This window comes from Holdemania massiliensis AP2 (genome assembly GCF_000327285.1).
GTDB lineage: Bacteria > Bacillota_I > Bacilli_A > Erysipelotrichales > Erysipelotrichaceae > Holdemania > Holdemania massiliensis.
This window is the reverse complement of sequence record NZ_HE998568.1, coordinates 641,171-654,342: the sequence shown is the minus strand read 5'-3', so window position 1 is coordinate 654,342 and position 13,172 is coordinate 641,171. Positions and strand designations below refer to the sequence as shown.

Sequence of the window (13,172 nt, the reverse complement as noted above, 5' to 3'; positions counted from 1 at the left end):
AAGGCGGTACGCTACCCCCCTCCACGGGGCGCATACCGCCTTTTCTTGTTATCCAGCCCTCCGGCTGTATCGGTTGAGCAAAAGTCAGCGTGGGAATGGTGTGGTATCTTTATCTAAGTGATACCCCGCTTTCCCATTTTGAAACGGCCTGACGTGAAACGTTGAGTTCAAAAGCCAGCTGTTCCTGGGAAAAACCGGCATCTTTTCTTTTTTTCTGGAGTTTTTGGGCAAAATTCATCATTGTTCACCTAACCTTTATTTGATGTCTATATTGTAGGGGATATTGACAGGGAAAGCTACCAAGTTGTGTTTGCGTTTTTCAGCAACTTGAAGTTGCGGGACGAAAAAAAGGCAAAAACAGCTGTTATTGGATAAAAATTTCCTTTTTTTATCCTTTTTCAGCTGGACAATGAAGTTCATCGTTTTACAATATTGGGGTAGAGAGTGGGGATAGGAAATGGAGAGTCTTATTTTATCATTGAATGTGGTGATGCCGCTGTTATTTTTAATTTTGGTAGGTCAGGGCGTGCGCCGGCGGCATCTTTGTGATGAGCGGACATTAAAACAGATGAATCAGTGGGTCTTTAAATTGTTTTTGCCGTGTACATTATTCAATAATATACTGGCGACTGACTTAAAAACGGTACTGCAGCCGCAATTGTTAATCTATGCTGCTTCCGGCGTGCTGATCGCCTGTGCGGCAGGATGGCTGATCATGCCGCGAATCAGTCCTGATCCGCGGAAACAGGGCGTCATGATTATGAATACATATCGAAGCAACGCGGTGTTGTTCGGCATGCCGATTGTGCAGCTAATTTACGGCGACGCTCAGCTGGGTGTGATGTCGATGCTGATCGCTGTGATTGTGCCTTTGTTTAATATTTTATCGGTGATTGTGCTGGAGTCGTTCCGCGGGGGAAAAGCGCGGTTATCCAAATTAGCTGAAGGGATTGTGACCAATCCCCTAATCCTTGCGTCAGGGCTTGGCTTGCTTTGCTTATTTACCGGAATTCATTTGTGGAAACCGCTGGCTTCTGTCATCAGCGATATGGGGAAAGTATCGACGCCGTTGGCGTTGATCATTTTAGGAGCTGGCTTTCAGGCGGAAAAAGTCGCTGAGAATAAGAAGGAGCTGATCGCCTCGGTTTCTGCCCGATTGGTATGGACACCGCTGGCGGCCCTGGGAACGGCGGTTGTTCTGGGCATCCGCGGCGTGGCACTGGTCAGTCTTCTGGCGATCTTTGCTTCACCCAACGCGGTATCGTCTTATTCGATGGCTGAAGGAATGGGCAGCGACAGCGAACTGGCCAGTCAGGGACTTTTGTTCAGTACGGTGTTCTGCATTCCGACTATATTTCTGTGGATTTTCTGTTTTAGTCAGTTCGGCTTCATATAAGCTGGAAAGGAGAAGCAAATGATGGTTTGTTTTCAGCTGGATCCCAAAGATTGTCCGGATATCCGGCATGCCGGACAACGGATCATTGAAATGAATTCAGTGCCGGAGAATCCGCAGTGGAGAAGCTGGACTGTCGAATCCGGGAAAGAGAATTTAGAAGGCTTAATCCAACAGCTGCAGAAAGTCGCAAAGCATCGGCAGGTTCTTCCGCAAAGCTCCGATTTCGGCGCTCTTCTTGAGCTGCAAGAAGCGGCCCGGCGGTTAAGCCGGCAGACTGAGGATGATGTGGAATGGCTTGCGGCAGCGATCACTTTCATCCAGCAGCGAATGACTTATGATCCGCAATTGGCAGAGGATTACAGCCGCGGCAGAGATTCAGGTTTATCCTTAAAGGAAGCCTGGTTCCGCGGTCGGGGAACATGCCGGGAATTTGCGATGGAGATGGCGGCGCTTTGCCGGGAACAGGGGATTCCTGTTCGTTATGTTCAGGGAATCAGCGCCCCGAATCAGCTGCACGTGTGGAATGAAGTTTATTTTGATCCGACAGGCTGGCTGGCTGTGGATGCGCTATCCGGCTTGATCGGATATTGGGGAAATCGTGTGACGCTTCGGATTGCGGAAACGATCAGCGAATTGCCGATGCCGTCTGTGTTAAAGCTTAAAATTACTGAACCTCTGGCAATTCAGCAGGATCGGCAGGTTTATCTCCATTTTAAGAAAATGCCGAAAGCGTTGGAGGGGGCAGGGCAGTTTCTTTTGAAAGCGTGGCGGAATGAATTCGGAGTTCGATGTCTTGTACATCTTCAGGCTTATTCATCAACGTCAAACACGGCGTTGTCGCCGGCTGTGTTTGAAAAAATTTCGAGTTTCACTCAAACTGAACTGCTTACACAGCTCGAAACCAGTTCAGAGGCTGCAATGCAAGTATGGGAACAACTTTGCGAATCGTTAAGACAGTCTGGCTTCGCTGTGCGCATCGCTTCCGGTGTGAATTGGATTACAGGGCAGCCGGCAGTCTGGCTGGAACTTGAAGCTACGCCGTGTGAATGGCTGAAGCTGGATATCTCGACACAGACTTTGGGATATCCATCGGATTGCGTGCGGCTGAGTGTTGGAAATTCTGCGGCGGAGGTGATAGCCGGATTGCGGGAAAGCGCCGGCAACTGAGGAATCTTTTCGTCTGATTTGCAGAACCGGCTGTTAAGAAGAAGCGTCCGGGGTTCTTCATGATTGATATGAAGACTGAAGCGGAAGAAAAAATGGATTTGCTGTGTGCCGGCTCTGCCTCCCGGTTAGGCTTTTGAGCAAGGCTGCAAGCGGAATTAAAAAGAGCCGCGGGAATGCAGGGAAAAGTCCTGAATGATCACGGTAAGTTCAATCGAGGCGTCGATCATCCGCGGAATCTGTTTTTTCCCGGATGCAGCTGCGTACAAATGTGGTGAAGAAACGTTGACATTGACCGCAGATTTCAACTATAATGACAGTATTCATCGGAGGGGAAATCACATTCGGGTGATTTGCTGGATAAGATGGCTGACGGAAGCGTCAGTGTCTTATCCTTTTTTGATTGATTGGAGGAGTTTCAATGAGAGCTGAATTTACGAGTGGAAAAATTTTAGCGCCGCTGATGAAATTTACGGTGCCGATTATGATCGCCTTAATTTTACAGGCACTGTATGGGGCGGTGGACTTACTGGTTGTCGGTCAGTTTGCTTCGCCGGAAGCTGTGTCTGCGGTAGCGACGGGCAGTCAGGTGATGCACACGATGATGGTGATTATCACGGGACTGGCGATGGGCATCACGGTCTTAATCGGGCAGCAGTTTGGTCGGGGCGAACCGGAAAAAGTGGGTCAGACTGTGGAAAGCGGTGTTTTTCTGTTTGGCTGCCTGGCTTTAATTCTGACCGGGATCATGTTGTTCGCAACGCCGGCTCTGGTTACGCTGATGCAGGCACCGGCGGAAGCGGTCGCGTTTACCAATCAATATGTTCTGATATGCTCCGGCGGGATTTTGTTTATCGCCGCCTACAATACGCTGGGCAGTATTTTCCGCGGATTGGGGGATGCGCGCACGCCGCTTTTAGCCGTCGCGATTGCTTGTGCTGCGAATATTGTTCTGGATCTGCTTCTGGTTGCCGGATTTAAAATGGGCGCGGCCGGCGCGGCGCTGGCCACGGTCATGGCCCAGGCAATCAGTGTGATTTTGTCGCTGATGGTGGTTGCCCGTCAGGGCCTGCCGTTTCCTTTTTCCTGGCGGCATATTCGATTTCACGGCTCGACGATCAAGGAAATCGTTAAACTGGGCGCGCCCGTAGCGCTGCAGGACCTGCTTGTCAGCATTTCCTTTTTAGCGATTACGGCCATCGTCAATCAGCTTGGCGTTATCGCTTCTGCGGGCGTGGGTGTCGCGGAAAAAGTCTGTACCTTTATTCTGTTGGTGCCTTCGGCCTATGCGCAGTCCATCTCGGCCTATGTCGCTCAGAATATCGGCGCGAATCAACCCCAGCGGGCAAAGCGCGGCATGGTCTGCGGCATTGCGACATCGCTGTTATTCGGCATCTTCATGAGTTATTTCGCATTCTTTCACGGTCATCTGCTTTCCGGCTTGTTCGCACGGGACGCGCAGGTCATTTATGCTGCGGCAGATTATCTGAAAGCTTATGCAATCGATACGCTGCTGGTGTCGTTTATGTTCTGCTTTGTCGGGTACTTCAACGGCTGCGGCAAGACGACCTTCGTGATGTTTCAGGGACTGATCGGCGCTTTCTGTGTGCGGATTCCGGTTTCTTACCTAGCCAGCAAATGCGTACCAGTTACACTGTTTCGGATCGGTCTGGCAACGCCGTGTTCGACCTTTGTGCAGATCATCCTCTGCGTTCTCTATTTCTTTGTCTTAAGCCGAAAAGAAAAGAAAAATGCCTCACTGGCTTCGGCCCAATAAAATGACAAAAGAAAGCTGCAGAGCCGCAAGACCACACATTTACTGTTCGTTTCTTTGTTTGGCTTGACTGATTCAGAAAACGCAGGCAGCTTGAAGACTTAAAATTATAGCGAAGAGTTTATAAAAAAAGCCAGTTTTGATCGACTGGTTTTTTTGACCTCAATTTGCCTTGTTGGTTTTGTGGCAATCCCTTACAATAAATAAAACGGAGGAATTAGAATGGCTAAAATGAGTCTTTGTCGGCGCGGCGCATCGCTGCCGCAGACGCGAATCTGGATTCAGCATCAGCTGCTTCAAATCGATGACAGGCTGAGAAAAGCTGAGGAATTCAGCTCAGAAAATGCCTGGCTGGTGGTCTATGCGCATGAATTTACGCCTGCAACAATTCTGTTGGAAACGCTGACAGTCTCGCTGCGGTATGACGGCGATCTTTTAATCGTTCAGGCCCTTTCAGCAAGCTCCCAGAATGTTCAGCTGACAATTCGATTCGCATGGGATGTAGGGAATGTTCAGGCTTTGCGTCAGGCGTTGGAAACACAGGGATTTACTTTCTATCGTGAAGAACAGGAAACGCATTGACTTACCCGTTATATTTATAATCCAATAATTTCTCAGATTCCGCGATGATTTTTTCATAATGCTCAAAATCTGTCTTATACAAATTCAAATAGATCATATCCAAAAGACACAGCTGTGAACACCGCAGCGTCATGGCGTTCAGCCGGGTGTTGGTTTCGTAGTTTACGGTCTTTAATACAATATCTGAATAACCGTGAAGGCGGTTTTTTTGAATTCGCGTCATAGCGATGACCGTCACATTTTGATGTCCGGCAATTCTTGCGGCCTTTAAGATTTCCGGTGTTTCACCGGATTCGGAAATCAAAAACAAAACATCCTGCGGTCCAAATTGACTGAGCATAGAAAAAATAATGTGCGAATTAGCGCTGCAAAAGGAATCCAGACCCATTTTCAGCCACTGATTGGAAATATACTCCGCAAATAAATTCGAGTTGCCAAAACCAAAAACCATGATTTTCCGCGCATTTCTCAGCGCGGATACAGTCTGATCAATGACTTGCGGCGGATTGAATTCAAGAGTCAGTTCCGCCATCTTCTGATACTGCTGGATGATCTTCTGATTGGTGGAAGAGGTGCCTTCGTTGACGACGATTTCTTCCTTAACCTTTTCCTCGGTTAAAGAAATCGATAAATCTTCCAACAGCTCCCGAAAGCTGCGGTAGCCCAGTTTCTTGGAAAAGCGGATAATGGTGGATTGGCCGATATTCAGCCTGTCCGCAAGCTGATATGACGTAAAACTGCGCGCTTCCAGCGAATGCTTTTCAAAGAATTCCACAATGACTTTTTCGGTCTGCGTCAATTCATTTTGAACTTGTTTTAATTTTTCCTGATACATGAAATCCACCTCATTCTTCTGAATTTATTATAGCGAACCCAATATGAAAGAACAAGTTGATTATTCACAAATGACTCGGAAAGTCTTCGCAAAATAATTTATTTTTAAATTAATGACTTAATATCATTGACAAAAAGGAAGCGGAAAGATTATGATCTGGGTGTGTTAATTCATTTTATTTGCGCAAAGTAATGAATTAAAGAGTTATTGCGATGGATCGCAAGGAGGGCGTTTTATGACTTTAATTCAAGCTCTGCTGATAGCTTTATGCGGCTATCTCTCTTCCAATTATTCACCTTGGATCTTCGGCCAGCTGGGTGGCTGGTATACGATGGGCCGCCCATTGGTTTCCGGCTTGATCATCGGTCTGATTCTTGGGGACGTGCGCACGGGAATTTTAATGGGCGCCGCGGTTCAGACATTATACATTGGTTTGGTAACGCCGGGATTATCGATGCCGGCTGATCTCAATTTTGCGGCCTATATGGGGATACCGCTGGCAATGGTCGCCGGGGCATCCACAGAATACGCGCTCAGCTTATCCGTTCCATTAAGCTTCTTAGGCGTATCGCTGGTTTATGTCGTTGCTTCCGTGAACGTTTACTGGGTGCGCAAACAGGAACAATGGATTGAACAGGGAAAGATTAAAAAAGCGGCGAATGCACCGGTCTATGCTTCAATCTCTCAATTCATCGCACGGTTTGTTCCGATCTTTCTGGCTTGTTATTTCGGACAAGATTTCATTATTTCAGTTGTTCAGGCGATTCCGACCTGGCTTGGCGATACCTTTGTGATTTTCGGCAAGATGCTGCCGGCAGTCGGGTTTGCGATGCTGCTGCGGTTTGTCTTAAGCAAAAATATCGAGCTGGTCTATTTCTTCGTCGGCTTCATCATGATCGCGGTCTTGAAGATGCCGATTGTGGCCGCAACGATGGTTGCCTGCTTCCTGGCTTATCTGGATATCCGCTATACGGCAAAAAAGGAAAATGAACTGGAGGTTGAAGTCGATGAGTAACACGAAAAAATTATCGAATCGGGACTTATTCAACGCTTATGCTTATTGGATGATGTTCGCGCTGGCCGCGCAGAACATGGAACGGATGGAAGCTCCGGCCTTTGCGGGAATGATGGGCAAGGCCGCGGATAAGCTTTACGAAGATCCTGAAGAACAGAAGGCATTGATGCTTCGGCATACGCAGTTCTACAATACCCAGCCGATGGTCGGCGTGATGATCAACGGGATTGCGTTGGGCATGGAAGAACAGCGGGCCTGCGGCGAAAATGTTCCGGACGAATTGATCGCCTCGACCAAAACCGCTTTAATGGGGCCATTCGCAGGGGTTGGTGACTCCTTGTTTATCGGCACGCTGATTCCAATTCTGTTAAGCATAGGGCTGGGATTAGTCGGTGAGCAGGGCAGTTTGGCCGGTCCGTTGTTCTACATCGTGGCCTGGTTAGGCATCATGCTTCCGTTCACCTGGCTGACTTTCCGCTTCGGCTACCGTTCCGGGATTAACGCCATTCATACTCTGTTTGAAAGCGGCATGAAGGATATCGCAGTCCGTTTTGCCAACATCGTTGGGATGATCATCGTCGGCTGCATCAGCGCTCAGTATGTCAGTGTGAAGATCGGCTGGCAATACGTTTCCGGCGAGATGACAATGAATATTCAGGGAGTTTTGGATGGAATTATGCCAGGCTTACTGCCGCTGCTGTTGACACTGGGCGCATGGGCGCTGATGGAGAAAAAGCAGTGGAAGATGGGACGGGTCTTCATTCTGATCTTTGTGATTGCCTTCATCGGCCGATTCTTCGGAATCCTTGCTTAAACTTTATGAACAAGTCACTGATTGAACAGCTGCAGGGAGGTTTGGTCGTTTCCTGCCAGGCATTTGACTACGAACCTTTCTACGGCGCTGATTTTATGGCCAAAATGGCCGTTTCCGCCAAATTGGGGGGAGCTGCGGCGATTCGTGCCAGTTGGCCGGAGAATATCCGGGCGATCAAAAAGGACGTGGATCTGCCGGTCTTCGGCATCAATAAAATCATGCCGAAGACCTATGATAAACTGCGCGATGTGATCATCACGCCGACGCTACAATCCGCGCGGGCTGTGGCGGAAGCCGGTGCGGATATTGTGGCGGTGGACTGTACTCTGCGTCAGGGACGGACGCCGCAGGCTGTCCTGGATTTGCTTCAGGAATACAAAACTCATTTGAACGTACTGATCATGGCGGAAATCAGTACCGCTGAGGAAGGGGAAATTGCAGCTGAGGGCGGCGCGGATATTCTGTCGACGACGATTGCCGGCTATACGCCGTATTCCCGGCATCTGGAAGAGCCTGATTATCAGCTGATTGAGGAATTATGCGCTCTGACCTCACTGCCGATCAATGCCGAGGGCCGTTTTCACCATCCGGATCAGGTGGTGAAAGCATTCCAGCTGGGCGCCTGGACGGTCACGGTCGGCAGTGCGATCACCCGGCCGCACTGCATTACCCGAGAATTCACGCAGGCGATCGCCCGCCTTAAAGAACAGGAAAAGATTACAGAATAAAAACAGGTTAAATTATTCATAAAGTATTGTAAACTTTGAATAAAAAGTTTACAATGGGAACAGAAAGTGGAGGAATTGAAAATGAACAATAAAGTATTTCCAACGGTTCGCCAGCTTGTCGATCAAGTTGAAGCAACGCAGCAGGATAACATCGAAGCCGCAGCGCAGGCGGTTGCCCAATGCATTATCGACGGTGGTATCGTCCAGGCCTGGGGCGGCGGACATTCCTTAGCGGGAGCCATGGAAGTAGCCCATCGAGCAGGCGGATTCATTCCGACAAAGAAAATTGTAGAACCGTCCAACAATGCTTATGAAACGGTTGAAAGAGCCGGCGAGATTTTTATGAAGAAGGTTGATGTCCGTCCGGGTGATGTTGTCTTTATCATCTCCAATTCCGGCCGTAATCCGCTGTGCATGGATATTGCGCTGGGCTGCAAGAAGAAGGGTGCCAAGCTGATCGCGATCACAGCGCTGGAAGCTTCTTCCCATCTGTCGCCAAAGCATTCCTGCGGCAAGAATCTGTATGAAATTTCAGATATTGTATTGGACAACTGCACGCCGGAAGGCGATTGCTGCATCGATCTGGAAGGCTTTGACGGCAAGATCTGCGGCATGTCGATGATCACGACCTCGGTTCTGGTTCAGGCGGTGACCTATCGGGCAGCCGAAATCCTGATCGAAAAAGGGATTACTCCGCCGATCTACAAATCACAGAACATCGACGGCGGCCGGGAGTTCAACGAAGCGTTGGAGGCCAAATACATCGATCGTCTGTATCGGATTTAAGCGGTTTCTTAACTTATAAAGGAAAAAGCATCAGTGTACTGGAAGCGGGAAAACTTCCAAGCTGATGCTTTTTAATATCTTTAATGGTCTTTATTCTTCTTCTTTCTTCCTAACGCATTGTTCAAGAATTCGCAGCAGCCGTGCGCAGTCAAGCGGTTTTGCCATATGAGCGTTCATTCCGGCGCGCAGACATCGCTGCACATCTTCTTCAAAGGCATTGGCCGTCATCGCAATAATCGGAATCGTCTGAGCCTGCGGATGTTCGCTTTGACGGATTCTGCGGCACGCTGTTAAGCCATCCATAACCGGCATCTGCAGATCCATTAAAATCGCATCAAAGGTGCCGGCCGGAGCGGCCAAAAACTGATCGAGAGCTTCTTGGCCATTCACCGCGATCTGGGCTTCAATCAAGCCGATTTTCAGATATTCAACGGCAATTTCCCGGTTGAGTTCATTATCTTCAACTAACAGAACTCGGCAGCTGGATAATTCCGGAACACTTAACGGATCCGCAGTCTGCGGTTTTCCAATGCGGCCGCTGCGGATCTCAGACAGCGCACTGTACAGCCGCTTGCGAAACAGCGGTTTCTCAATGAAGTGTTCAATTCCGGCTTCCTGCGCCTTATCCATAATTTGCGACCAATCGTAAGCAGAAACGAAGATCACCGGCAGTTCCTCACTGATCTGTTCGTGAATTGTTTGTGTCAGCGTTAAGCCGTCCATTCCCGGCAGAACCCAGTCAACAATCGCAACATCATAATCCGCTTGATTTTGATGAGCTGACCGAATTTTCCGCAGCGCTTCAGGCGCATCGAGCGCACTGTCGACAAAGACTGCCGCCGCTTCTAAAATCGCTGTTACATCTTCACAAACCTGCGGATCATCGTCAATGATGATCACGCGCATTCCGGCAATTTCCTGCGGCCTGAATTCCGGATAATCCGCTTTTTTCAGATCCAGGCGGATCGCAAAGGCTGAGCCTTTTTCCAATTCACTTTCGACGGAAAGGGTACCGCCCATCATTTCCACAATGTTGTAAACAATGGATAAGCCCAAACCTGTTCCGCCTTCCTGAATATGCAGCTCGCCTTGTTCTTGTTCAAAAGGTGAACCGAGCCGCTGCATAAACTCTTTGGACATGCCGATTCCATTATCCCGTACCTGAAAGCACAGACTTACATAACCTTCCCGCTGCGAGGGACTTTCCATGATTTCAAAATTGATCTGGCCAAACGGCCGGGTATATTTGACAGCGTTGTTCAAGATGTTAATCAGCACCTGATTGAGCCGCGTCCAGTCGCCGCAGAGATGATCATTCCAGAGATCATGAATATGAATATCGAATGTGTGATGCTTGGCGTCCGCCTGCGTGCGGATGATGCCGGATACATTGTCAATCAGCTCAGAAAGGCAGAAGGGTTCCTCTTTAATCGAAACCTTTCCGCTTTCAATCCGCGACAGATCCAAAATATCATTAATGATGCTCAGTAAGTGAGCTGCGGATAAACGAAGCTTGCGCACGGATTCATGAACATGTACCGGATCCTGCGCGCTGCGGTCAAGAATTTCCACCATTCCGATAATCGCGTTCATCGGTGTTCGGATTTCATGACTCATATTGGAGAGAAACTCCGATTTGGCCCGATTGGCCTGTTGGGCCGCCTGAGCGGCTGTTCGCAAAGACTCCTGAACTCGCATGTTTTGCGTGATGTCTTCCCAATAAAACATCATTTTCTTTCGGCCGGCGATCATGATGCCGGTTTTAATCGTAAACCGCAGATCCAGCAGCTGATGGGTTTGCGCATGTTCGATCTGGAGCTGATAACTTTCATCTTTTTCGATTGTTTCCGCCATCAGCCGATGGTACAGATCGGGCGAAGCTTTGGAACACAGCTCCTCCAACAGTTCGGGATTCGTCAGATAAGCCTGGCTGTCATGGCCTAAAATCCGCTTGCTGCTGCGGAAAACCTGTTCCAAACGATGCTGATTCTGATCGAACAAACAGACGACCAAGTCGCTCTTTTCACTCAGGGCGTCATAGGTTGCATTCTGAATTTCCCGTTCGACTAACTGCCGGCGTTCATTGTTGCGGCGGCGAACCAGGAAGTACAGCACGACGGTAACAGTCAGAACCGAGATGACGATCAGCATTTCGATGATCCCGGTAATGATTGCCAGCACACTTTGTGATTCCGCCTGAATCACTTCGCTGGGAATAATCCCACACAGAATCCATTGAGGATTTTCCTGAACCGGAATAAAATACAGATAATATTCTTTCCCTTCAATCTTGCAGCGAATGCTGAATTCTTCCTGATTCATAAGCCGGTTTTTAAGCTTTTGCTGATCATCACCGCGATAGCCGGCAGCTTCGATCAAATCGGCAAACTGAATAATCTGAGTTTCATTTTCCCCGCTTTGTATCGCGGCGCTGACAGCCCGGCCGCTGAGCGTATCGACAAGAAAGTAATAACCGTCGCTGCGAAAGGATTTTGCGATGGCATTGCTGCTGTAACGCTCCATCGGAACACCGACGTAAAAAGCACCCAGATTCTGATTGTCTTTTTCCAGCGGCATCTCAATTACAGTTAAGCTCATCCCGGTTTCATCCACGAACATGGCTGAGTAAGCGGTGCTGCCGGACAGCGGTGCCTGCGGCGGGAAAGGAAGCTGATCCGCTGTCATAGTTTGTCCCTGGCTGTCATAGCCAATTCCCTCTGCATTCAGATAAATCGCAAACCGATAATCATATTCCTGCAGAAATGCCTGCATGGTTACCGTGGCTTTTTCAGGGTCATCCCAGCTTATGTAGGCGGCAAACCGCTTGACACTGTTAAGATCCGCGAGAATATCCGAATCGATCAGGTTTTCAGATTTTTGAAAAATATTCTTAACGGCATCCACCGCGTTGTTTTCCATCTGCTGCTGAACATGCCGGATCATCAAACCGGTCAGCAAAATCAGTCCGATTAAGACGGCGAGCAGCAGACCTTCAAAAACACGGGAAAGGGTGTGTTTATTCTTCTGTTTCATAATTGTCTAAATTATCCTGATTAATGATCTGCGAGTCGGTTAAATATTCAGCTTTCAGCGTTTTTCCGCTGAGCAGCTGATAACCCAGCTGCTGAAGAAGCACGCCCCATTGCGCAGGCGACTGCACTGAAGCAGCGCGCACAAAGCCTTTTTCAACGGCCTGAAGCAGAATATCCGTGCCGGCATCGTGATACAGACTGCCTGTTCCATATAACGAGATGCGATCCTGACGTCCGGCAGCCAAGACCAGACTGTGCATCAGCAGCGTAATATCATCGTTAAATCCCCATAGAATATTGATTTCCGGATATTCGCTCAGCAGCGTTTCAGCCGCCGGCAGCACTTCTTCATACAGCGTAACTTCAGCGCTGGCAACGACTTCTACCGCGGAACCTTCCAGCGTATCAAGAATTCCCTGAACCCGGCTTGTCACAGAGCGAGCCAGCGGATTGTTCAGCATACCCAGCTTTCCGCCTTCAGGATGATCCTTTAAAATCTGTTCGCCAATGAGCACACCCAGCTGATAATTGTCACCGCCGATAAAGGCGGCGGTATATTCAGAATCACTGACCTGGGAATCAAAACAAATGACCGGTACCTGAGCTTCCCGGCATGCTTTCAAAGCAGGTAAAATACCGTCAACATCCACCGGACCGAGAAATAACAGATCAATTCCCTGATCCAGCATCTGTTTGATTCCTTCAATCTGCCGTTCATTATCCAGCTGCGGATCAAAAGTAATCACCGCATCGCCGTTGGCTTCTGCCGCGCTTTGAACTTCTGCCAGCGCTGCCCGATAGGCGGGATCGGTTAGATCCATCCCCGTAAATCCAAAAGTAACGGGTTCCTCTATTGGCGTTTCTTTATCCATATTGAACAGCGTACAGCCGGACAGACTCAGCACTAGGCATAAACCAATTCCCAGGCTTCCCCATTTTTTTCGCATTGTGTTTCCCCCTCTGTATCCGTCTTTGTAACTTCTTTATTGTATGTTTATTATACCGCGAAAGAATACGTGAATTCTACCATTCTTACCGATTCTTCT

Annotated in this window: 12 protein-coding genes; 8 read left to right on the top strand and 4 right to left on the bottom strand. The window is 48.8% G+C overall.

Annotated elements, in window-relative coordinates; genetic code table 11:
• Window positions 1–109 precede the first annotated feature (109 nt).
• Window positions 110–238, bottom strand: a complete 129-nt coding sequence (locus tag BN162_RS18395) for a helix-turn-helix domain-containing protein (protein ID WP_020225125.1) — start codon at window positions 236–238, stop codon at window positions 110–112.
• A 219-nt stretch (window positions 239–457) separates the two neighbouring features.
• Here BN162_RS18395 and BN162_RS10840 point away from each other — a divergent pair, with 219 nt between their 5' ends.
• From BN162_RS10840 to BN162_RS10825, 4 genes are all read left to right on the top strand, one after another.
• On the top strand, window positions 458–1,396 hold the full coding sequence (locus BN162_RS10840; protein ID WP_020225124.1) for an AEC family transporter: 939 nt from the start codon (window positions 458–460) through the stop codon (window positions 1,394–1,396).
• 18 nt (window positions 1,397–1,414) lie between these two features.
• Window positions 1,415–2,563, top strand: coding sequence for a transglutaminase-like domain-containing protein (locus BN162_RS10835; protein WP_081587894.1), 1,149 nt, complete (start codon window positions 1,415–1,417; stop codon window positions 2,561–2,563).
• A 418-nt stretch (window positions 2,564–2,981) separates the two neighbouring features.
• Window positions 2,982–4,337 carry an MATE family efflux transporter gene (locus BN162_RS10830; RefSeq protein WP_020225121.1) on the top strand — a complete coding sequence of 452 codons (1,356 nt, stop codon included), beginning with the start codon at window positions 2,982–2,984 and terminating at the stop codon, window positions 4,335–4,337.
• A 219-nt stretch (window positions 4,338–4,556) separates the two neighbouring features.
• On the top strand, window positions 4,557–4,916 hold the full coding sequence (locus BN162_RS10825; RefSeq protein WP_020225120.1) for a hypothetical protein: 360 nt from the start codon (window positions 4,557–4,559) through the stop codon (window positions 4,914–4,916).
• A gap of 1 nt (window position 4,917) precedes the next feature.
• Here BN162_RS10825 and BN162_RS10820 read toward each other — a convergent pair whose 3' ends face one another.
• Window positions 4,918–5,751, bottom strand: a complete 834-nt coding sequence (locus BN162_RS10820; protein WP_020225119.1) for a MurR/RpiR family transcriptional regulator — start codon at window positions 5,749–5,751, stop codon at window positions 4,918–4,920.
• A 235-nt stretch (window positions 5,752–5,986) separates the two neighbouring features.
• Between BN162_RS10820 and BN162_RS10815 the strand changes: the two genes are divergently transcribed.
• From BN162_RS10815 to BN162_RS10800, 4 genes are all read left to right on the top strand, one after another.
• Window positions 5,987–6,766, top strand: coding sequence for a PTS mannose/fructose/sorbose/N-acetylgalactosamine transporter subunit IIC (locus BN162_RS10815; RefSeq protein ID WP_020225118.1), 780 nt, complete (start codon window positions 5,987–5,989; stop codon window positions 6,764–6,766).
• Window positions 6,759–7,580, top strand: coding sequence for a PTS system mannose/fructose/sorbose family transporter subunit IID (locus tag BN162_RS10810; protein ID WP_020225117.1), 822 nt, complete (start codon window positions 6,759–6,761; stop codon window positions 7,578–7,580). Before BN162_RS10815 ends, BN162_RS10810 begins: the two co-directional genes overlap by 8 nt.
• Window positions 7,581–7,585: 5 nt before the next feature.
• On the top strand, window positions 7,586–8,308 hold the full coding sequence (locus BN162_RS10805; RefSeq protein ID WP_020225116.1) for an N-acetylmannosamine-6-phosphate 2-epimerase: 723 nt from the start codon (window positions 7,586–7,588) through the stop codon (window positions 8,306–8,308).
• An 81-nt stretch (window positions 8,309–8,389) separates the two neighbouring features.
• A complete protein-coding gene (locus BN162_RS10800; protein WP_020225115.1) occupies window positions 8,390–9,094 on the top strand; it encodes a sugar isomerase domain-containing protein in 705 nt (234 codons plus the stop codon).
• Between the two features lie 90 nt (window positions 9,095–9,184).
• Here BN162_RS10800 and BN162_RS17980 read toward each other — a convergent pair whose 3' ends face one another.
• A complete protein-coding gene (locus BN162_RS17980; protein WP_020225114.1) occupies window positions 9,185–12,127 on the bottom strand; it encodes a hybrid sensor histidine kinase/response regulator in 2,943 nt (980 codons plus the stop codon).
• Window positions 12,111–13,073, bottom strand: coding sequence for a substrate-binding domain-containing protein (locus BN162_RS10790; protein WP_020225113.1), 963 nt, complete (start codon window positions 13,071–13,073; stop codon window positions 12,111–12,113). The genes BN162_RS17980 and BN162_RS10790 overlap by 17 nt, the downstream gene beginning before the upstream one ends.
• Between the last annotated feature and the right edge of the window lie 99 nt (window positions 13,074–13,172).